This is a genomic window from Kitasatospora sp. NPDC001527 (assembly GCF_040298605.1).
Taxonomy (GTDB): Bacteria; Actinomycetota; Actinomycetes; order Streptomycetales; family Streptomycetaceae; genus Kitasatospora.
In genome coordinates this window covers 97,922-117,326 of record NZ_JBEPAM010000013.1, presented here as the reverse complement: position 1 = coordinate 117,326, position 19,405 = coordinate 97,922, and the positions used below count along the sequence as shown (strand labels likewise).

19 protein-coding genes and 1 pseudogene are annotated in these 19,405 nt (G+C 74.8%); 10 read left to right on the top strand and 10 right to left on the bottom strand.

Translation table 11 applies throughout. From position 1 onward, the window contains the following. Window positions 1-31 precede the first annotated feature (31 nt). Entirely contained in the window at window positions 32-1,513 is a 1,482-nt protein-coding gene (locus ABT238_RS16085) for a serine hydrolase domain-containing protein (protein WP_350758942.1), read from the bottom strand. A 331-nt stretch (window positions 1,514-1,844) separates the two neighbouring features. Between ABT238_RS16085 and ABT238_RS16080 the strand changes: the two genes are divergently transcribed. The 5 genes from ABT238_RS16080 to ABT238_RS16060 all read left to right on the top strand — a co-directional run bounded on the left by ABT238_RS16080 (window position 1,845) and on the right by ABT238_RS16060 (window position 7,458). Then, window positions 1,845-2,738 (top strand): ATP-binding cassette domain-containing protein, encoded by an 894-nt coding sequence (locus tag ABT238_RS16080; RefSeq protein ID WP_350759624.1) that lies wholly within the window; start codon window positions 1,845-1,847, stop codon window positions 2,736-2,738. Continuing rightward, entirely contained in the window at window positions 2,735-3,391 is a 657-nt protein-coding gene (locus ABT238_RS16075; protein WP_350758938.1) for a hypothetical protein, read from the top strand. Before ABT238_RS16080 ends, ABT238_RS16075 begins: the two co-directional genes overlap by 4 nt. A gap of 342 nt (window positions 3,392-3,733) precedes the next feature. Then, window positions 3,734-4,762: an L-threonine 3-dehydrogenase gene (gene tdh / locus ABT238_RS16070; protein WP_350566170.1), complete on the top strand. Its 1,029-nt coding sequence runs from the start codon at window positions 3,734-3,736 to the stop codon at window positions 4,760-4,762. Between the two features lie 44 nt (window positions 4,763-4,806). After that, entirely contained in the window at window positions 4,807-6,000 is a 1,194-nt protein-coding gene (locus ABT238_RS16065; protein ID WP_350758931.1) for a glycine C-acetyltransferase, read from the top strand. A 537-nt stretch (window positions 6,001-6,537) separates the two neighbouring features. After that, window positions 6,538-7,458, top strand: coding sequence for a LysR family transcriptional regulator (locus ABT238_RS16060; protein WP_350566174.1), 921 nt, complete (start codon window positions 6,538-6,540; stop codon window positions 7,456-7,458). Between the two features lie 16 nt (window positions 7,459-7,474). Here the strand turns inward: ABT238_RS16060 and ABT238_RS16055 are convergent, their stop codons facing one another. Further along, window positions 7,475-7,999 (bottom strand): hypothetical protein, encoded by a 525-nt coding sequence (locus ABT238_RS16055; RefSeq protein WP_350758923.1) that lies wholly within the window; start codon window positions 7,997-7,999, stop codon window positions 7,475-7,477. Between the two features lie 196 nt (window positions 8,000-8,195). Here ABT238_RS16055 and ABT238_RS16050 point away from each other — a divergent pair, with 196 nt between their 5' ends. Next, entirely contained in the window at window positions 8,196-8,717 is a 522-nt protein-coding gene (locus tag ABT238_RS16050; protein ID WP_350758916.1) for a helix-turn-helix domain-containing protein, read from the top strand. A 1-nt stretch (window position 8,718) separates the two neighbouring features. Beyond that, complete coding sequence (locus ABT238_RS16045) at window positions 8,719-9,063, top strand: hypothetical protein (RefSeq protein WP_350758912.1); 345 nt, start codon at window positions 8,719-8,721, stop codon at window positions 9,061-9,063. 301 nt (window positions 9,064-9,364) lie between these two features. Here the strand turns inward: ABT238_RS16045 and ABT238_RS16040 are convergent, their stop codons facing one another. The 5 genes and pseudogenes from ABT238_RS16040 to ABT238_RS16020 form a co-directional block, all read right to left on the bottom strand. Beyond that, a complete protein-coding gene (locus tag ABT238_RS16040) occupies window positions 9,365-10,033 on the bottom strand; it encodes an ABC transporter ATP-binding protein (RefSeq protein ID WP_350758907.1) in 669 nt (222 codons plus the stop codon). Window positions 10,034-10,046: 13 nt separating this feature from the next. Next, window positions 10,047-10,400: pseudogene (locus ABT238_RS16035) on the bottom strand (ABC transporter substrate-binding protein); the annotation flags it as partial. Window positions 10,401-10,469: 69 nt separating this feature from the next. Beyond that, complete coding sequence (locus ABT238_RS16030; protein ID WP_350566184.1) at window positions 10,470-11,510, bottom strand: NAD(P)-dependent alcohol dehydrogenase; 1,041 nt, start codon at window positions 11,508-11,510, stop codon at window positions 10,470-10,472. Between the two features lie 86 nt (window positions 11,511-11,596). After that, entirely contained in the window at window positions 11,597-12,382 is a 786-nt protein-coding gene (locus ABT238_RS16025; RefSeq protein ID WP_350758895.1) for an SDR family NAD(P)-dependent oxidoreductase, read from the bottom strand. Between the two features lie 56 nt (window positions 12,383-12,438). Next, the gene (locus tag ABT238_RS16020; protein ID WP_350758890.1) at window positions 12,439-13,146 is read right to left on the bottom strand and encodes a TetR family transcriptional regulator; all 708 of its coding nucleotides are present in this window, start codon (window positions 13,144-13,146) and stop codon (window positions 12,439-12,441) included. 178 nt (window positions 13,147-13,324) lie between these two features. On the opposite strand from ABT238_RS16020, the gene ABT238_RS16015 reads away from it, so the two are divergent. The 3 genes from ABT238_RS16015 (at window position 13,325) to ABT238_RS16005 (ending at window position 16,270) form a co-directional block, all read left to right on the top strand. Then, window positions 13,325-14,527: an MFS transporter gene (locus tag ABT238_RS16015; RefSeq protein ID WP_350566189.1), complete on the top strand. Its 1,203-nt coding sequence runs from the start codon at window positions 13,325-13,327 to the stop codon at window positions 14,525-14,527. Between the two features lie 119 nt (window positions 14,528-14,646). Continuing rightward, window positions 14,647-15,216 (top strand): hypothetical protein, encoded by a 570-nt coding sequence (locus ABT238_RS16010; protein WP_350566191.1) that lies wholly within the window; start codon window positions 14,647-14,649, stop codon window positions 15,214-15,216. 106 nt (window positions 15,217-15,322) lie between these two features. Continuing rightward, window positions 15,323-16,270, top strand: coding sequence for a Gfo/Idh/MocA family protein (locus ABT238_RS16005; RefSeq protein ID WP_350758880.1), 948 nt, complete (start codon window positions 15,323-15,325; stop codon window positions 16,268-16,270). Between the two features lie 8 nt (window positions 16,271-16,278). On the opposite strand, the gene ABT238_RS16000 is transcribed toward ABT238_RS16005, so the two are convergent. The 3 genes from ABT238_RS16000 to ABT238_RS15990 form a co-directional block, all read right to left on the bottom strand. Then, window positions 16,279-17,217, bottom strand: coding sequence for an NAD-dependent epimerase/dehydratase family protein (locus ABT238_RS16000; protein WP_350758869.1), 939 nt, complete (start codon window positions 17,215-17,217; stop codon window positions 16,279-16,281). Between the two features lie 80 nt (window positions 17,218-17,297). After that, complete coding sequence (locus ABT238_RS15995; RefSeq protein WP_350758863.1) at window positions 17,298-17,747, bottom strand: hypothetical protein; 450 nt, start codon at window positions 17,745-17,747, stop codon at window positions 17,298-17,300. Between the two features lie 256 nt (window positions 17,748-18,003). After that, on the bottom strand, window positions 18,004-19,374 hold the full coding sequence (locus ABT238_RS15990; RefSeq protein WP_350566199.1) for a M14 family metallopeptidase: 1,371 nt from the start codon (window positions 19,372-19,374) through the stop codon (window positions 18,004-18,006). Between the last annotated feature and the right edge of the window lie 31 nt (window positions 19,375-19,405).

The following is a 19,405-nucleotide window of genomic DNA, read 5'->3' as shown; positions in this document are numbered from 1 at the left end:
CCGGCGCGGCCGAGCGCCCCGACGCGTGCCCTCAGGCCTCCGACCGCTCGGCCGCCTGCTCGGCCGCCTGCTCCGCCGCCTGACCCGGCGACTGACCCGGCGGCGTCTGCGCCGGCGAGGCCGGCGGCTCGTCCCCCTCCGCCGGCGCGGCCGGCAGGTCGTAGACGTTCCCCGGAGAGACCACCTCCGTGATCGCCTTCGCGAACAGCGTCGACGGCGCCGAACCCCGGTACTCCACATCCGTGTTCAGCAGCACCACCAACGACGCCCGCGCCGACGGCAGGTACACCACCACCGACTGGTAACCCGGCAGCGAACCGTTGTGCCCGATCCACCCGTGGTTGTTGAACACCCCCAGCCCGTACCAGCTGCCCGGCACCTGCGAGGGCTGCTGCGCCAGGCGCTGCGCCTGCGTCTCCGGCTTCAGCAACGACCCGGTGGCCAGCGCCTTCGCCCACTTCTTCATGTCCCCCTGGTCCGAGATCGCCGCCCCCGCCGCCCAGCCCCAGGACGGGTTCCAGTCCGTGGCGTCCTGGATCGTCCCGTCCGCCGTCTGGTTGGTGTAGCCGCGCGCGTGCGGCTGCGGGAACGCGTTGTCCGTCGGGAACACCGTGCGGCCCAGATCCGCCGGCTCGAACACCTCCTTTTTCAGGAACTCCCCGAGCGTGCGCCCGGAGACCTTCTCGATCACCTGACCCAGCAGCACCGTGTTGGTGTTGGAGTACTCGAACTCCGCGCCCGGCGCGAAGTTCACCGGATGCCGGAACGCGTAGCCGACCAGCTGGTCCGGCGTGAACGCGCGCTGCGGATCCGCCTGCAGCGCCCGCACGAAGTCCTCGTCCTGGGTGTACGAGAACAGGCCGCTGCGCATGCTCGCCAGCTGCCGCAGCGTGATCAGCTCACCGTTCGGCACGCCCGTCAGGTACTTGCCGACCGGATCGTCCAGCCCCACCTTGCCCTGGTCCACCAGCCGGAGCACACCGGTGACCGTGAACGTCTTCGTCTCGCTGCCGATCCGCATGTTGAGGCCGGTCACCATCGCCGTGCCCGGCACCCGCTCGGACACCCCGAACGCCTTCAGGTACTCGCCCTGCGGCGTCGACACGTTGACGATCACGCCCGGCACCGAGGCCTGCGTCAGCACCCGGCCCACCGCGGCGTCCAGCCGCGCCGTCACGTCCGGCGTCAGCGGCAGCGCCGTCGGGTCCGCCGGGCCGGCCGGGGGAGTGGACGTCGTCGGCGACGGGCTCAGCGGCGTGGCGGTCCCCCCTGGCGAGCGGCTCCCCGTCGGGGAGGGGCTGGGCGACGCGGAGGGGCTCACGGTGGCCGTCGGGCTCAGCGCCGCCGGCTCGGCCGTCACCGCCCCGGCCGCCGCCGGCCCGGACGGCGAACCGCCCGAACAGCCGGCCGAGGCCAGCAGCCCGGCCAGCGCCAGCAGCAGCGCCAGGGCCGGCCGGGCCGTCGAAGGCCCGGCGGCGGCGGCGGTGGTTCGGCACATCACACGGTTCGTCATCTTCGGGCGCCTCTCTGGGCCGGACAGGCCCGGAGCAGCGCTCCACGGGCCCGAAAAGGGGGAGCGATCGCCACCGTATGCGCCCCCGCCGGGCCCCGCGCGCCCACCGGCCGCCCGCTGGACCGAACGGACCCACCCGTCAGCCACCCGTCCCAACCCCGCTCGCGCCCCCGCGCCGCACACCCCCGCCCGCCACGGCCCGCCCATTGCCCGTACCCGCCCCATTGCCCGTACCCGCCCCATGACCCGCCCCCGCCCCATTACCCGCCCCCTACCCGCACCCGCGTAAGGTGCGCACCGCCGGGGACGACGGGAGGGGACCACCGAAGTGCTGCACTGCGAAGCCGTCGGCAAACGCTACGGACGAGGACCCTGGATCCTGCGCGAGGTCGACCTGTCCCTCGCCCCCGGCGACGTCCTCGCCGTCCTCGGCGCCAACGGCTCCGGCAAATCCACCCTGCTGCGCATCCTGGCCGGCCTCACCCGCCCCACCACCGGCCGCCTCACCGGCCCCGCCACCACCCGCCGGGCCGCCGTCGGCTACGTCCCCGACCGCTTCACCGCCCACCCGCGCCTCACCGCCGCCGGCTACCTCACCCACCTCGGCCGCATCCGCGGCCTGCCCACCGCCACCGCCCGCCACCGCGCCGGACAACTCCTCGACCGGCTCGCCCTCGTCGGCGGCCCCGACACCGCCCTGCGCACCCTCTCCAAGGGCAACGCCCAGAAGATCGCGCTCGCCCAGGCCCTGCTCGTCCCACCCGACCTGCTGGTGCTCGACGAACCCTGGTCCGGCCTCGACGCCGCCGCGCACGCCGTCCTCGCCGAGCTCATCACCGAGACCGCCGCCGACGGCGGCGCCGTCGTCTTCACCGACCACCGCGAAGCCGTCGCCGGCGCCCACGCCACCACCACCCGCGCGATCGCCGACGGCCGGCTGACCCGGCACGCCGACCCCGCCCCCGGCCCCGGGGCACCACCCGCCGAGATCGTCCTCCGGGAAACCGGCCAAGGTCCCTCATCCGGCCCCGACTGGCAGACCCTGCCCGGCGTCCTCGCCCTCACCCGCCGCGGCCCCGAACTCCACCTGCGCGTCGACCGGACGCACGCCGACGCCGTCCTGCTCACCGCCCTGAACCACCACTGGTCCGTGCACGCCGTCACCCGCCCCGCACCGCCGCCCGCCCCCGCGGCCCCGCCCGCCCCGAGGACCGCCAGCCGATGACCGCCCTCGTCCGCTACCAGCTCACCACCCTCCTGCTCTCCCAACGCCACCTCGCCCCGCTGCTCCTGTTCACCGGCCTCGTCACCGTCCTCACCAGCAACGACACCGGCCCGCTCACCGCCGCCCACGGCGCGGCCGCCGCCGCGATGCTGCTCGCCGCCACCTGGCTCACCATGGCCCTCACCGGAATCGAGGACCGGCCCCACCGCGCCCTGCTCACCGCCGCCACCGGAAGCCACCGACGCCTGCTCACCGGCACCGTCCTCACCGCCCTCCTCGCCTGCCTGCCCCTCACCGCCCTCGGCCTCGCCCTGCCGCTGCTCGTCGGCACCCACACCCCCACCGCCGCCGACCTGCTCCTCGGCACCGAGGCCCAGCTCACCTGCGCCCTCACCGGCACCGCCGTCGGCCTGCTCAGCTCCCGGCCACTGGTCCGCCGCCCGGGCCACGGGCTGCTGCTCGCCCTCGCCCTCCTGCTCGCGCTCACCGTCACCAAGGGCCTGCCCCCGGTCAACCTGCTGCTCACCCGGCTATCCGCCCACCACCGCGCCGCCGACCTGCTCGCCTCCACCGCCCTGCTGCTCGCACTCGCCGCCGCCCTCCTCGCCGCCGCGACCGCCCTCGCCCACACCGTCGCCGCCCGCCGCGACTGACCCCCGGACGCGGGGCTCGCGCCCACCGGCGCAGCGCCCCGCGCGCCCCGGACACGCCCCGCGCGCTACGCCGTCGGAGTGCCGACCGGCACGCCGCGACGGCCCCCGACGCCCGCTCGGGCACGATCGTTTAGCCGAGCTGTCGCGGCCCTTAAGAATTCCTCGATGGACCGCACCCCCTCCCACCAGGCAGATTTCTGCCTGCCCGGCATGCGGACACCGGAAGCGGTCCCGCAGCCCCCGGCCCCGCCGGGACCCGTCGACCCCCGGGGCCGCCACCCACCGGGCCCCGTCGGCCTGCCCACACCAGGCCGCCCCCACCGTGCGTCAGGAGCCACCGCCGTGAAGGCACTCGTCAAGCAGAACGCCGAACCCGGACTCTGGCTCGTGGACGTCCCCACCCCGGTGATCGGCCCCGGCGAGGTCCTGATCAAGGTGCTGCGCACCGGCATCTGCGGCACCGACCTGCACATCCGCAAGTGGGACGGCTGGGCCCAGCAGACCATCAGGACCCCGCTCGTCCTCGGCCACGAGTTCGTCGGCGAGGTCGCCGAGATCGGCGCCGGCGTCGCCGACATCGCGGTGGGCGACCTGGTCAGCGGCGAGGGCCACCTGGTCTGCGGCAAGTGCCGCAACTGCCTGGCCGGCCGCCGCCACCTGTGCCGCAACACCGTGGGCCTCGGCGTCAACCGCGACGGCGCCTTCGCCGAGTACGTGGCCCTGCCCGCCTCCAACGTCTGGGTCCACCGGGTGCCCGTCGACCTCGACGTCGCCGCGATCTTCGACCCCTTCGGCAACGCCGTGCACACCGCGCTGTCCTTCCCGCTGGTCGGCGAGGACGTCCTGGTCACCGGCGCCGGGCCGATCGGCATCATGGCCGCCGCCGTCGCCAAGCACGCCGGCGCCCGCAACGTGATGATCACCGACGTCTCGCCCTACCGCCTCGACCTCGCCCGCAAGGTCGGCGTCTCGCTGGCGCTCGACGTCTCCGAGCACACCATCGAGGAGGGCCAGCAGAAGCTCGGCCTGCGCGAGGGCTTCGACGTCGGCCTGGAGATGTCCGGCCGCCCCGAGGCGCTCCAGTCGATGATCGCCAACATGACCCACGGCGGCAAGATCGCGATGCTCGGCCTGCCCGCCGAACAGTTCCCGATCGACTGGTCCTCCGTGGTCACCTCCATGCTCACCATCAAGGGCATCTACGGCCGCGAGATGTTCGAGACCTGGTACGCGATGTCCGTGCTGCTGGAGGGCGGCCTCGACCTCAGCCCCGTGATCACCGGCCGCTACCCCGCCGCCGACTTCGAGGCCGCCTTCGACGAGGCGGCGAGCGGCCGCTGCGGCAAGATCATCCTCGACTGGACCGCCTGAGCCCCGCGCTCGCCCGCCCGTTGCCACCCCGCTTAGGAGCAGCTGTGTTCGACACCGTGCGCGACGACCTCGCCGCCACCATCGAGGAGATCCGCGAGGCCGGCCTCTTCAAGCCGGAGCGCGTCATCGGCACCCCGCAGAGCGCCGCCGTCACCGTCACCGCCGGCGGCACCCCCGGCGAGGTGCTCAACTTCTGCGCCAACAACTACCTCGGCCTCGCCGACCACCCCGAGGTGCTCGCCGCCGCCAAGGACGCCCTCGACCGCTGGGGCTACGGCATGGCGTCCGTCCGCTTCATCTGCGGCACCCAGGACGTGCACAAGGAGCTGGAGGAGCGCCTCTCCGCGTTCCTCGGCCAGGAGGACACCATCCTCTACTCCTCGTGCTTCGACGCCAACGGCGGCGTCTTCGAGACCCTGCTCGACGAGCGCGACGCCGTCATCTCCGACGCCCTCAACCACGCGAGCATCATCGACGGCATCCGCCTGTGCAAGGCCCGCCGCCACCGCTACGCCAACCGCGACCTCGCCGACCTCGAGCAGCAGCTCAAGGAGAGCCAGGACGCCCGCCGCCGCCTGATCGTCACCGACGGCGTCTTCTCCATGGACGGCTACGTCGCGCCGCTGCGCGAGATCTGTGACCTCGCCGACCGCTACAACGCCATGGTCATGGTCGACGACTCGCACGCCGTCGGCTTCGTCGGCGCGAACGGGCGCGGCACCCCCGAGCTGCACGGCGTGATGGACCGCGTGGACATCATCACCGGCACGCTGGGCAAGGCGCTCGGCGGCGCCTCCGGCGGCTACGTGGCCGCGCGCCGCGAGATCGTCGCGCTGCTGCGCCAGCGGTCGCGGCCGTACCTGTTCTCGAACTCGCTCGCGCCGGTGATCGCGGCCGCCTCGCTGAAGGTGCTGGACCTGGTCGAGCAGTCGAACGAGCTGCGCGAGCGGCTGGCGGCCAACACGGCGCTGTTCCGCTCGAAGATGACCGAGGCGGGCTTCGAGATCCTGCCCGGCGACCACCCGATCGCCCCGGTGATGATCGGTGACGCCGCCAAGGCCGGCCGCCTCGCCGAGCTGCTGCTGGAGCGCGGCGTCTACGTGATCGGGTTCTCCTACCCGGTCGTGCCGCACGGCAAGGCCCGGATCCGCGTGCAGCTCTCCGCGGCGCACACCACCGAGGACGTCGAGCGCGCGGTGGCGGCCTTCGTCGACGCCCGCGCCGCCCTGGGCGAGTAGCCGCCCGCCCCCCGATCGCCCGTGGCGCGTCCGCGCGGAACCGGACGCGCCACGGGCTCGCCAGCCGCCGTGCGGTGGAGGCCGGACCGGCCCGCCTCCACCGCACGGCACCCAAGACCACCTGCCCCACCCTCCCGCGACGGGAGTGGGAAGTCGGCCCGTCCGACTTCCCACTCCCGTTCGCGGTTTTCCGTGCCCGCTTCTCCTGCCTCACCCGCTGCCCGCCGAGCTCTTTGCAAAGTGCTCGCATACTTTGCAAAGAGCTCTCGGCGGCGCCGTGGAGCCACCTGGCCCCTGCCGCACAGGGGATCTGCCCCCCTCACCTGCTCACTCGCTTTGCAAAGTTCGCACTTTGCAAAGTGCGAGGGCGAACCGGCAGATGCCGGAGTCCGGCCTGCGCGAGGCCCCGCCCCGCCGCCGCGGTCGGCCTCCGGAACAGGAAGTCGGCGGAGCCGACTTCCTACTCCGGTCGCGTCTTCTTCACCGTTTCGTCACCCCCGCCCCGCCGGCCGCACCGGCGCTGGCAGAATTGGGGCTGTGATCGACGCGAGACGGCTGCGGACCCTGCGAGCGGTGGCGGACCACCGGACGGTGACCGCCGCGGCGGCCGCGCTCTACCTCACCCCCTCCGCCGTCTCGCAACAGCTGGCCGCGCTGGAGCAGGAGACCGGCCACCACCTGCTGGCCCGCGAGGGCCGGGGCGTGCGGCTCACCGCCGCCGGGGAGATCCTGCTCGGTCACGCCGACGCCGTGCTCGCCCAGCTCGAACGCGCCGAGGCCGACCTCGCCGCCTACAGCGCGGGCGTGTCGGGCGAGGTCACCGTGGCCTCCTTCGCCACCGGCATCTCGCTGGTCCTCGCCCCCGCGATCGGCCTCCTGGCCGCGCGCGCGCCGGGCGTGCGGCTCAAGGTGCTCGACGCCGAGGGCGACGCCAGCCTGCCGATGGTCCTGGACGGGCGCGCCGACCTCGCGATGGCCGTCGAGTACCGCGGCGCCCCGCGCGCCGACGACGCCCGCCTGACCCGCGTCCCGCTCTACGCGGAACCCTTCGAGGCGGTGCTGCCGCTCGACCACCCGCTGGCCGCCGGCGAGGGCCCGATCGCGGTCGCCGACCTCGCCGACCAGCCGTGGATCGGCCCCTACCCGGGCAACCCCTGCCACGACGTGGTGCTGCTGGCCTGCGAGCACGCCGGCTTCCAGCCGCGCCTGGTGCACTCCTCGGACGACTTCCGCGCCGTCGTCGCCCTCGCCTCCGCCGGGGCGGGCGTGGCGCTGGTGCCGCGCTCGGCGCTGCTCGGCGTCGACCTGGCCCGGGTCGCCGTCCGCCCCGTCGACAGCGCGCTCGCCACCCGCCGCGTCTTCGCCGCCGTCCGGGCCGGTGCCGACGGGCACCCGCTCCTCCGCCCCGTCCTGGACGCGCTGGCCGACGCCGCCCCCGGCACCCCCGCGGGGCCGTGACGGCGGCGGCCGGCCGTCAGACCTCGAAGAGCGGCTCGTAGGGCAGCGAGTCCGGGGTGAAGATCAGCGTGAACGCCTCGCCGGCGCCCGTGACGACCTCGCGCAGCCGCGCCAGGGCCTCGGCCTCGGTGGGCAGTTCCAGGCCGAGTGCGGCGGCCGCCCGGTCCCGCCCGGCCGTCAGGTCGGGCATGTCCTCCAGGTGCCGGGCACGCGCCCGCTCGCTCTCCTCCTCGGAGAACGTGGGGCAGTCCCGCCACCACGGCACGACCAGCAGCAGCCGCAGCAGCTCCGGCAGCCCGACGGCGAGCAGCGCCGCCTGGCCCTCGGAGTCGGCGTACAGGACCGGGCGTTCCTCGCCGCCGTCGCCGCAGAAGAAGAAGCTGCCCCCGGCGCCGTCCCCGGCGAACCCCTCCAGCGCCGCCCCCGACGCGAGGTGGACCTCCTCGACGTGCTCCCCGCAGTCCAGGTCGAAGTCGCCCGGCCACGCCAGGAACCGGGCGGCCTCGTCGTGCTCGGTGATGGCGGTGATCAGTGATGACATGCGGGACACGGTAGCGCCGGGGGCCGACGACGGGCCGGTGCGGTGCGCGTTCTCCGGGCCGCCCGCCCTCTTGCCGGGCTCCGGTGCGGGCGTCAGCATGAGGGCACCGCAGTGATGTGCCGTCGGAGGGGGGATCCTGTCGATGGATGGTGGGGATCCGGTGTGTCCGGCGTGCGGGACGCCCCGTGCGTCAGGGGTGTCGCCGCTGCCGGCGGCGGCCTCGCTGCCGCTGACCGGGGCGCTGACACCGCGCGAACGGGCCGTGCTGCACCTGCTGGGCCTCGGATACGACAACAGGTCGATAGCCTGCGAACTCCATATCAGCGAACGCACCGTCAAACGGTTCGTCACCGCCATTCTGGCGAAACTGGGACTCCGGTCAAGACTGCAGGCCGGACTGCTCGCGCTGATTCTCACGGCGTCCGTCCCCCCGCCGCCGGCCGAGGGCGGTGCCTGGCCCATAAGTCTCATGGACGGGCCCCCGGGCGGCGGTGATGATGACCGGGTGTCCGAGAAGGAGGGGACCATGACATTCGACGCCCTCGACGCCCTCCGGCAGGCGGGCAATCCGGTCGACCTGCTGACCCTGGAGCAGCGGGACGTGCTGTCCCGGCTCACCGAGGACGAGGTGGCCGTCCTCAATTCCGTCAAACAGCGGCTGGACGCCGTTTCGGACGCCGAGGTGGAAGGGCGTTCCTTCGTCATCAAGTTGGCGTGAGATGACGGTTGGATTCGGGATTCTCGGGCCGCTCCGCGTGCTCGCGAACGGCCGGGAACTCGACGCGGGCCCGCCGGAGGCCGCCGCCGCGACCCGCGTCCTGGCCGCGATGAACCTGCGCTACGGCGCCTTCGACTTCCTGCTCAGCGCGGGCACCCCGGTCTTCCTGGAGGTCAACCCGGACGGCGACTGGCGCTGGGCCGAGCGCCCCACCCACGGCACCCCGGTGACCGCCGCCGTCGCCGCGATGCTCACCACGCTCCACCACGCGGCGGTCCGCGACCTGCCCGGCGCCGCGCGGTGGCGCCGGTCCGGGCCCGGGCGTGGACGGTGCGGAACGGGGTAGCCGCGTGCGGGAACGCAGCCGTGGACCCGGGAAGGAGCGACCCCGCCGTGGGAACACCGCCGAACGACCCCGTACCGCCCAGCCCCACCCCGCCGCCCGGCCCGGGACCGGCCCCGGGCCCCGGTCCACTGCCCGGTCCGGTGCCCGGCCCCGGCGGGCCGGACCCGGTGCCGCCCGGCCCGCCGCCGCTGCAGCCCGATCCGCCGCCCCCGCCCGCGCCCCGCCCGGAGCCGCGCCCGCACCCGGGACCGCTGCCCGGCCCCGGCCCGGCGCCCGAACCGGTCACCCGCGCCGCGGGTGCTCAGCGCGCCGCCTCGCCGAGATGGGCGGCCCGCACCCGCGGATCGTCCAGCAGCTCGGCCGCCGGGGCGCTCATCACGATCGACCCGGTCTCCAGCACGTAGCCGCGGTCGGCGAGCCTGAGCGCCTGGGCGGCGTTCTGCTCGACCAGCAGCACGGTCGTCCCCTGGGCGTTGATCTCCCGCACGATGTCGAAGATCTGCGCGACGACCAGCGGGGCCAGCCCCATCGACGGCTCGTCCAGCAGCAGGGTGGGCCGCCCCATCGGCGCGCGTCCGATCGCGAGCATCTGCTGCTCGCCGCCGGACAGCGTGCCGGCCTCCTGGGCGCGGCGCTCGGCCAGCACCGGGAACAGGGCGAAGACCCGGTCGAGCTCCGCCCGCGGGGTGCGGCGGAAGCGGTAGGCGCCCATGTCGAGGTTCTCCCGGACGGTCATCGCCGGGAACACCCGCCGCCCCTCGGGCGCGTGCCCGATCCCGAGGCCGGCCACCTCGTGCGGCGGGACGCCGTCCACCCGGACGCCCCGGAAGCGGATCTCGCCGCCGCGGGGCCGCAACAGGCCCGACACCGCATGCAGGGCGGTGGTCTTCCCGGCCCCGTTGGCGCCCAGCAGGGTGACCACCTCGCCCTCCCGGACCAGGAACTGCCAGAAGTGGTCGGTGAGGCACATGGGACGGCGCGGGTCACTCGGCGATCAGCCTGTCGACCGTGCCGAGCGCGGCGATCCGGCCGTCCCTGACCTCGTAGACGTAGACACCCTTCTCGGTGACCTCGCCGTCGGGCTGGAACCTGATCTCCTTGGTGAGCCCCTGGTGGTCCACGGTGCGCAGGCCTTCGACGACCTTCTGGCGGCCGACGTCGGCGCCGAGCGACGCCATCACCTGGATGAGGGCGTTGGCGGCGTCGTAGCTCTCCGGGGAGTAGGTGCCCGGGGGCTGGTGGGCGAGCGCGGTGTAGTCGTCGACGAACCGCTTGGCCGCCGGGTCGGCGGAGGACGCCGCGGACAGGCACGCACAGGTCATCCGCCAGCCCTCGGCGGCGGACCGCGCGGCGGCGGCGCCGCGCCGGGGAGCGGTCCCGTCGGCGCGGCGCCGGGGCGCGGGCGGTCAGCCGTGCGGCAGGATGACGGCCCGGCCGTTGACGAGGCCCGCGTGCAGGCGCTCGTAGGCCAGCGGCGCGTCGTCGATGCCGTAGGTCTCCACGTGCACGTCCAGGGTCCCGGCGCGGGCGAGGTCAAGCACCTCGATCAGCTCGTCGCGGGTGCCCCAGTAGGGCGAGGCCACCGAGACCTCGTACGGGAGGCTGCCGAAGCCCACGGGCAGGGTGCCGCCGCCGATGCCGACGATGGTCACGTCGCCCTCGACGGCCGCCATCGCGCCGGCGGCGGCCGTGGTCGGCGGGGCGCCGACGAAGTCCAGCACCACCTGGGCGCCGACCCCGCCGGTGAGTTCGCGCACCGTCGCGGCGGCCGCGGCGTCGGAGAGCACCGTCTCGTGCGCGCCGACGGCGCGGGCCAGGGCGAGCTTCTCCTCCGTCACGTCCAGCGCGACCACCCGGGCGGCGGTCATCGCGCGCAGCAGCTGGATCGCGACGTGGCCGAGCCCGCCGGTGCCGATCACCACGGCGGTGCTGCCGGGCAGCAGCTTGCCCAGCGAGCGCTTGATCGCGTGGTAGGGCGTCAGCCCCGCGTCGGTCAGCGGCACGGCCCGCACCGGGTCGAGGCCGCCCAGCGGCACCAGGTGGCGCGGGTCGTCGACGAGCAGGTACTCGGCCATCGCGCCGGGCGCGCCGAGGCCGGGCGGACGGATGCCGAGCTCGGCCGCGCGCAGGCAGTAGTTCTCCTTGCCCTGCGCGCAGGTGAGGCAGCGTCCGCAGCCCCACGGGCCGTAGACGGCGACGGCCTCGCCCTCGCTCAGGCCGCTCACCCCGGCGCCGAGCGCGGCCACGGTGCCGACGCCCTCGTGCCCGAGGGTGAGCGGCAGCGGGAATCCCAGCCGCTCGGCGGGCATGCTCATCACGGCGATGTCGGAGTGGCAGACCCCGGCGGCGGTGACCTTCAGCAGGACCTGCCCGGGGCCGGGCTCGGGGGTCGGGACGGTGACCACCTCGGGGGCGGCGCCGATCGTGCGGTACTGGACGGCCTTCATGCGGGTACTCCATTCCCTGGTGATCCGTGTGCGCACCTTCGGTGCGCGCGTGCCCCCGTGTCGGAAACGCCGGACGGCCGGCGAGGTCAGCGGGCCGCGTAGGCGCCGTCGACCAGGTGGTAGCTGCCGTGGACGAAGGAGGCCCGGTCGGACAGCAGGAAGGCGGTCAGCTCGGCGACCTCCTCGGCGCGGCCCAGCCGGCCCGCCGGGTGCAGCGCGATCAGCGCCTCGCGGGTGGCCTCGTCGGCGCCGCTCAGCAGCGGGGTGTCGATGAAGCCCGGGCCGACCGCGTTGATCCGCACGCCCTGCGCGGCGTACTCCAGCGCGGCGGTCTTGGTCAGGCCGACGACACCGTGCTTCGCGGCGGCGTACGCGGGCGAGCCGGCGAAGCCGTTGGTGCCCAGGATGGAGGCCATGTTGACCACCGCGCCGCCGCCGGCCGCCAGGATGGCCGGGATCTCGTGGCGCAGCGAGTAGAAGACGCCGTCCAGGTTGGTGGCCAGCACCCGGCGCCACTCCTGCGGGTCGTAGGCGCCGGTCGGCGCGGTCGCGCCCGCGACGCCGGCGTTGTTGACGGCCAGGTGCAGGGCACCGAGGCCGGCCACGGTGGCCTCGACGCCGGCGCGCACCGACTCCGGGTCGGTCACGTCCATCTCGACGGCCAGGGTCCGCGCCCCCTCGGCCTCCAGGGCGGCGGCGGCCTGGCGGGCACCTTCGGCGTGGAAGTCCGCGACGGCGACGGCGGCGCCGCCGGCGGCCAGGCGCCGGGCGACGGCGAGGCCGATGCCGGAGGCGCCGCCGGTGACCAGCGCGACGCGGCCGGTGAACTCCTGCGGGTGGGCGGTGCCGGTGGTGTCGGGGGTGGTGGTCATGGTGGTGCTCCTTCGGTGCGGTCGCGCCGGGGGCGGCGCGGGGTGGTGCGGGTGGTTCAGGCTGCCGCCGGGTCCGGGTCCGGGTCCGGGTCCGGAGTCGGGGTCGGCGGCGGTTCGGCGGTGAGCGCCGCGAAGGCCTGCTCCAGCAGCTCGGGCAGGTCGTCCGTGCCGCCGTCCGCCCCGCCGCCGTCCGGTGCTCCCGGTGCCGGCCGGCGGACCCAGGCGCGGGCGGCGGCCTGCAGCGCCGCGACTCCGAGCCCGATCGCCACCGCCGGGCGCAGGTCGCGCTCGGCGTCCAGCCCCAGCCGTTCGGCGGCGATCCGGATGGACGCCTCCTCGGCGTCCACGCAGATCCGGCGGTAGGCGGCCGTCAGCGAGGGCTCGCGGGCGATCAGCGCGAACAGCTCGCGCATGTCCGGGCGGCGGTGCCAGGCCGGCTCGGCGCCGTCCCGCAGCCAGGCGCGCAGGGCCGTCCGGTAGGCGGTCAGCGGGGTCTCGTCCGCCGGGCGGGCGGCCAGGGCCGCGTTGATCCGGTCGAAGTCCGCCCGCAGGCAGTCCAGCACGGCGTCCTCCCGGGACGGGAAGTACCGGCTGAACGTGCGCCGGGAGACGTCGGCCAGCTCGGTGACGTCCTCCACCGCGACCGCCGCCAGGCCCCGGTCCAGGACCAGCCGCAGCGCGGCGCCGGCCAGCGACTCCCGGGTGCGCCGGGCCTTGCGCCCGCGCCGGCCGCCGGCGGCCGCCTCGTCCTTCTCGATGCTCACGATCCCCACCGTACACCCGGAAAATGTCTCAATGGGACAGAAGTCCCCTTGGGACATTTCCGTGTCGCCGCGGCCCCCGCCGCAGCGTCGCCGCGCCCCCCGCCGCCCAGGCGGCCATTCGGCGCAGCCCGCCGCCGCCGACCCGGCCCCGGCCCGGAGACCCGCCTACCGTGAACTGATGACCGATCGTCCGACCGGGCGGCCGCCCGCCGCGCGCCGCCGGGCCTACCTCGGGGCCGCCGCCGCCTTCGCCGTCTGCATGGCGGGCACCACCCTGCCCACCCCGCTCTACGGCCTGTACCAGGAGGAGATCGGCTTCTCCGAACTGATGGTCACGGTCGTGTTCGCCGTCTACGCCTTCGGCGTCATCGCCGTCCTGCTGCTCGTCGGCAACGTCTCCGACACCGTCGGACGCCGGCCCGTCCTGCTCTGCGGCCTCGCCTTCGCGGCCTGCAGCGCCGTCGCCTTCCTCGCCGTGGGCGGCCTGCCGATGCTCTGCCTCGGCCGGCTGTTCTCCGGCCTGTCGGCCGGCCTGTTCACCGGCACCGCCACCGCCTACGTGCTGGAACTGGCCCCGCCCGGGCGCCGGGCCCGGGCCGGGTTCGCCGCGACCGCCGCGAACATGGGCGGCCTCGGCTGCGGACCGCTGCTGTCGGGCCTGCTCGCCGAGTACGCGCCGCACCCCCTGGTGCTGCCGTTCGTCGTGCACCTGGTGCTGCTCGCCGGGTCGTTCACCGTCATGTGGTTCCTGCCGGAGACCGTCGAGGGCCCCCGCCCGCTGCGCACCGCCCGCCCGAACCGGCCCTCGCTGCCGCCGGAGGTCCGCGGCGTGTTCGTCCCGGCGGGCCTCGCCGCCTTCGCGGGCTTCTCGCTGCTGGGCGTCTTCACCTCCGTCAGCCCCGCCTTCCTCACGGAGGGACTGGGCGTCCACAACCGCGCGGTCATCGGGCTGATCGTCTTCACGGCCTTCTTCGCCTCCACGCTCGGCCAGCTCCTGGTGCCCCGGCTGGGCACCGCCCGGGCCATCCCGCTGGGGTGCCTGGTGCTGATCGCGGGCCTCGCCCTGCTGGCCGCCTCGCTCGCCTGGGACACCCTGCCGCCGCTGGTCCTCGCGGCCCTGGTGGGCGGGGCCGGCCAGGGCATGGGCCTGCGCGGCGCGGTCGGCGAGATCGCCGCCGTCGCCCCCGCCGAGCACCGCGGCGGCGCGCTCTCCGCCCTCTTCGTCGTCGCCTACTTCGGCATCTCGATCCCGGTCATCGGCATCGGCCTGCTCGCCCAGCCGATCGGCCTGTCCGAGGCGGGCGTGGTCTTCGCCGGCTGCATGGCGGTGCTCGCCGCCGCCTCCGGCCTCTACCTGCTGCGCGCGGGGCGCACCGGGTGATCCCGGGGCGTGCCCGTTTTCGGGGTGGGTCGAAGGGCTTTGCCCGGCCGGATCGCGCGCCGTGAGACTTTCCGAGGCAACAGGCCATTCGGAGAAGTGACCCGAGGAGAGTGTCCGTCATGAGCATCGCGCGTTCCCTCGTCCCCCGCGCCGGCGTCGCGCTGGGCGCCGTCCTGATGGCGACCGGGCTGCTGGGCGCACCCGCCCAGGCCGCCGACGGCGTCCCCGCCCCCGCCGCCGTCACGGCCGCCGCGGCTCCCGGGGCCGCCGCGGCCCCCGCTTCCGACGCCAACCAGACGGTCATCCAGGCCACCGCCGGCCTGAGCCGCGGCCAGAGCTGGTCCTCGCCCGACGGCAGCACCGTCCTGTACCAGCAGTACGACGGGCACGTCGTCCTCTACAAGAACAACGTCGCGATCTGGACCGCCGTGGGCACCTACGGGGTCGGCACCTACTTCTACGTCCAGGACGACGGCAACCTCACCGCCTACGACGCCGCCTGGCGCCCCCTCTGGGAGAGCCGCACCGGCCGCCACCCCGGCGCCTACCTGGCCATCCAGAACGGCGGCAACCTGGTCGTCTACTACGGCAGCACCCCCCTCTGGTGGTCCAACTACCACCCCGGCGGCACCGGCCCGATCGACCCCGACCCCGAGTGCACCCCCACGACCCACCAGCTCTGCCCCTGACCTCCCCTTCCGGGCCGGACGCGGACCGGACGGTCCGCGTCCGGCCCGGTCGCGCCCCGGTCGTAGGGTGAGGGCCGACACCGGCTCACGCACCCGTGGAGATCTGATGAGTTCGACCGCTGTTCCCGAGGCCCCGCTTGTTCCCGAGGCCCCGCTCCCGGTCGGGGTGATCGGGCTCGGTGACATCGCGCAGAAGGCCTACCTGCCGGTCCTCGGCGCGCTGCCCGGCCTGGACCTGCGGCTGATGACCCGCGACGGCGCCAAGCTGGACCGGCTCGGCGAGACGTACCGGATCGCGCCGGAGCGGCGGTTCACCGACCTCGGCCGGCTGGTCGACAGCGGCATCCGGGCGGCCTTCGTGCACGCGGCGACCGACCAGCACGTGCCGATCGTCGAGCAGTTGCTCACGGCGGGCGTCGACGTCTACGTGGACAAGCCGCTCGACTACACCCTCGACGGCGCCCGCCGCCTGGTCGACCTCGCCGACCGCACCGGCCGCTCCCTGGCGGTGGGCTTCAACCGCCGCCACGCCCCCGGTTACGCCCAGGCCCTGGAGCGGCCGCGGGACCTCATCGTGCTGCAGAAGAACCGCGAGGGCCTGCCCGAGACCGCCCGCACCCTCGTCTACGACGACTTCATCCACGTCGTCGACACCCTGCGCTTCCTGGCCCCCGGCGAGATCGAGCACGTCGACGTCCGCGCCCGGGTGCGCGACGGCCTGGTCGACCACGTCGTCCTCACCCTCGCCGGGGACGGCTTCACGGCCCTCGGCATCATGAACCGCCGCTCCGGATCGACGGAGGAGGTCCTGGAGGTCTCCGGCGCCGACTCCAGGCGCGAGGTCCACAACCTCGCCGAGGTGATCGACCACCGCGGCCAGCCCACGGTCCGCCGCCGCGGCGACTGGGTGCCCGTCGCCCGCCAGCGCGGCATCGAACAGGTCGTCCTCGCCTTCCTCACCGCCGTGCGCACCGGCACCCGCGCCGACGCCCACGACGCCCTGCGCACCCACGAACTGTGCGAACTCGTCGTCGAACGCATCGAGGCCGTCTGAGCGCCGTCTCAGGCCAGGGCCCGGCGGTCGCGCCACCAGGTGGCGGTGGTGCGGAGCTGGGTGTCCAGGGGGGTGGGGCGGGTGGTGAAGGTGGTGGTCCAGGCGGTGGTGTCGACGGTGAAGGGACGGTCGAACTGGTAGCGGGTCTCGCGCAGTTCGCGCAGGAGGGGGGAGAAGAAGCCGGCCAGGGCGAGGGCGGCGGGGTGGAGGCGGCGGACGGGGACGGGGGAGACGCCGGCCTCGGCGGCGAGGAGGTCGATCATGCGGCGGATCGGGAGGGCGGGGGCGGTCGGGGCGTGCCAGGCCCGGCCCCAGGCGCGTTCGTCGGTGGCGGCCTCGGCCAGCGCGCGGGCCACGTCGGGGAGGTAGGTCCAGCTGTGCGGGGCGTCCGGGTCGCCGAGCACGGAGACGGGCTTGCCGGCCAGAAGGCGGGGGACGACGTGCGAGGCCAGATGGCCGCCGTCGGTCACGCCGGGGCCGAAGAAGTCGGAGGCGCGGACCTCGACCGCGCGGATCCGGCCCGCCTCGTGCAGCGCCCGGGCCCGCTCCCAGAGCGAGGCGCGCAGTCGGCCCTTCGGCCCGGTGGCGGCGAGCGGGAGGTCCTCGGTGAGCGGGCCGTCCACCGGGCCGTAGCCGTAGAGGTTGCCGAGCATGACGAGCACGGCGCCGGTCGATTCGGCGGCCGCGCAGAGCGAGGCGTGCAGCGGCGGCCAGTCGGTCGTCCAGCGGGGCAGCGGCGGGGCGGCGCAGCTGTGGAGGGCGGCGGCGCCGCGCACGGCCTCGGTCAGCCGCGCGGTGTCGGTGGCGTCCAGCGCCAGGTGCTCGATGCCGGACCCGGCCGGGCGGCCGGACCGGGTGACCACCCGGACCGTGTGGCCCCGGTCGGCCAGCAGGCGGGCGGTGGCCGCTCCGGCGGGCCCGTGTCCGACGATCACATGAAGACTCATCGGCACACCATAGAGGGCGCGGCCCGGCCCGGTGGACGGGCCGGGCCGCGCGGCTGGGACCGGGAGCGGTCTCAGCGGTCTCAGCAGGGGACGACGACCGAGACGGTCGCCGGCGACGGCGGCCAACCGCCGTTGTCCACGCTGAAGTTGGCGGTCACCGTGCTGCCGCAGGTGGCGGTGGTGTTGATCTCGCCGACGTAGATGCCGCCGGAGGGCACCAGGGCGGTCGTGTAGACGGGCGGGCCCGGCGGAAGGCCGGGGGCGGTGCCGGAGATCTTGAAGCCGACGTTCTGGGGGACCCAGGCCGGGTTGGTCGGGTAGGCGTGTCCGTAGAGGCGGACCTGGAGGCCGTTGACGTCGATACAGGCGCGGGTCTGCAGCAGGCCGGGCGCGCCCGGAGTTCCGCAGGTGGTGAAGGATCCGGGCGGACCGGTGGGGGTGGGGGCGGCGACGGCGGCCGGGGCGGCGGCGGTCAGCGCGGCGAGGACCGCGGCGCCGGCCAGGGTGGCGGCGGTGCGACGACGGTGCATGGGTGGGTTTCCTCCCTGTGGACAGCGCGTCTGACGGCAAGGCCGAACGCTCTGTGACATGTCACATCGTTCTGAGGTCATGGTGGCACCCGAACGGCGGTCCGGTCCGTCCGATGGTCCGAATGACCGGACGACGCCCTTCCGTTGGCCTGATCGAGGTGGCATGCTCCTTGCCCCGCAGGAAAGACGCCGCCCGCCCGGACGCCTGCTGTCCGGACGGGCGGCTCGGTCCCGGCGAACGTGGTCGCCCGGCGGTTCAGTTGGCGATGCCGCAGTACTGCTGCTGCTTGCCGATCGCGCGGTAGACGCAGTCGGCCGTCTCCACCAGCCGCAGCACGGCCTCCCGGTTGCGGCTGGTCTCGCGCCCGATCACCTCGTCGGGCGGGTAGAAGCCGCTGGCGCCGTTCGGCCCGGGGTACATCTCGAAGGTGTAGGCGAAGATCCGCTGCGCGCCCCACAGCCAGTCGTCGATCGACCCGTCGGTGATGTAGAGGTCGCTCGACTGCTCGGGCGTGTAGCCGTTGGTGGCGGCCATCGAACGGCCCAGCGTGGCGAAGGTGTTGTACTCGTCGGCGGTCATGCCGGTGGTGGTGTTGGCGGTGGTCCAGCCGAACGGCCAGAGCACCAGTTCGCTGTAGGTGTGGAAGTCGATCGCCGAGGTGATCTGCTGCTTGCCGCCCACCACCCGGCTGCGGACGAAGTCGGCGACCACCCTGGTCTCCTTGGCGGACTCCGGCGCGCTGCCCCGGTAGGTCTCGCTCCCGGTGGAGCCGGAGGAGCCGCCGCAGCAGCCGAACTTGTAGTCCCAGTTGCGGTTGAGGTCGGTGCCGACGCTGCTGCTGCCCGGGTTGGGCTGGCGGTCCTTGCGCCAGCTGCGGTAGCGGCCGGTGGCGATGTCGTACTCGCCGCCGTCCGGGTTGAGGTCCGGGACGATCCAGATCTCCCGGGTGTCGACCGCGTTCGCGATCCGGCCGTCGGTGGCGTACTTGTCGCCGAACTCGTGCAGCAGGTAGAGCGACATCTCGACGGTGAGGTGCTCGCGGGCGTGCTGGTGCGCGGTGAACAGCACCTCGGGCTCGTTCTCGTCGGTGCCGACGTTGTCGCTGATCTTGACGGCGACGATCGGCCGGCCCTCGTAGGAGGTGCCGATGACCCGCTTGCTCATGATGGCGGGGTGCGCGGCGACGACGGCGTCGATGTCGGCCGCGGCCTCCGCGTGGTTGTGGTAGCCGGAGTCGGCGGACGGGAAGTCGTACAGCGCCGCGCCGACGCCCTCCCGGCCGGGCTCGGCGCCGTACCGGGGGATCGGCAGCGGGGCGGGCGACCAGCCGAGCGCGCGCAGCCGGGCGGCCTCGGCGGGGGTGGCGGTGACGGTGAGCGAGTCGGGCCGGACGGCGTCCACCGAGGCACCGGTGGCGGCGACGGCGGTGCGTTCGGCGACGGTCCGGGGGCCGTCGAGGCGGTACTGCCGGGCGGCCTCGGAGCCGGCCTCGGAGCCGCTCCCGGAGCCGGCGACGGGACCGTCGGCCGGCTGGGCGGTGGCCTGGGAGGTGAGGGGGACGGCGAGGGCGAGGGCCAGCAGGACGGCGGTGGCCGCGGCGGGCTTCCCTCGGCGGGGCAGTCGCATGACTGTCCTCCTGTGGGGGGTCCGTAGGGAC

Excerpts from the sequence above, each read along its gene's own strand:
- ABT238_RS16030 (WP_350566184.1), bottom strand. The coding sequence starts at position 11,510 with ATGAAGGCCGTCCAGTACCGCACGATCGGCGCCGCCCCCGAGGTGGTC.
- ABT238_RS16000 (WP_350758869.1), bottom strand. The coding sequence starts at position 17,217 with ATGAGTCTTCATGTGATCGTCGGACACGGGCCCGCCGGAGCGGCCACC.
- ABT238_RS16005 (WP_350758880.1), top strand. The coding sequence starts at position 15,323 with ATGAGTTCGACCGCTGTTCCCGAGGCCCCGCTTGTTCCCGAGGCCCCG.
- ABT238_RS16045 (WP_350758912.1), top strand. The coding sequence starts at position 8,719 with ATGACGGTTGGATTCGGGATTCTCGGGCCGCTCCGCGTGCTCGCGAAC.
- ABT238_RS16075 (WP_350758938.1), top strand. The coding sequence starts at position 2,735 with ATGACCGCCCTCGTCCGCTACCAGCTCACCACCCTCCTGCTCTCCCAA.
- ABT238_RS16055 (WP_350758923.1), bottom strand. The coding sequence starts at position 7,999 with ATGTCATCACTGATCACCGCCATCACCGAGCACGACGAGGCCGCCCGG.
- ABT238_RS16085 (WP_350758942.1), bottom strand. The coding sequence starts at position 1,513 with ATGACGAACCGTGTGATGTGCCGAACCACCGCCGCCGCCGCCGGGCCT.
- ABT238_RS16015 (WP_350566189.1), top strand. The coding sequence starts at position 13,325 with ATGACCGATCGTCCGACCGGGCGGCCGCCCGCCGCGCGCCGCCGGGCC.
- ABT238_RS16040 (WP_350758907.1), bottom strand. The coding sequence starts at position 10,033 with ATGTGCCTCACCGACCACTTCTGGCAGTTCCTGGTCCGGGAGGGCGAG.
- ABT238_RS15995 (WP_350758863.1), bottom strand. The coding sequence starts at position 17,747 with ATGCACCGTCGTCGCACCGCCGCCACCCTGGCCGGCGCCGCGGTCCTC.
- ABT238_RS16025 (WP_350758895.1), bottom strand. The coding sequence starts at position 12,382 with ATGACCACCACCCCCGACACCACCGGCACCGCCCACCCGCAGGAGTTC.
- ABT238_RS16010 (WP_350566191.1), top strand. The coding sequence starts at position 14,647 with ATGAGCATCGCGCGTTCCCTCGTCCCCCGCGCCGGCGTCGCGCTGGGC.
- ABT238_RS15990 (WP_350566199.1), bottom strand. The coding sequence starts at position 19,374 with ATGCGACTGCCCCGCCGAGGGAAGCCCGCCGCGGCCACCGCCGTCCTG.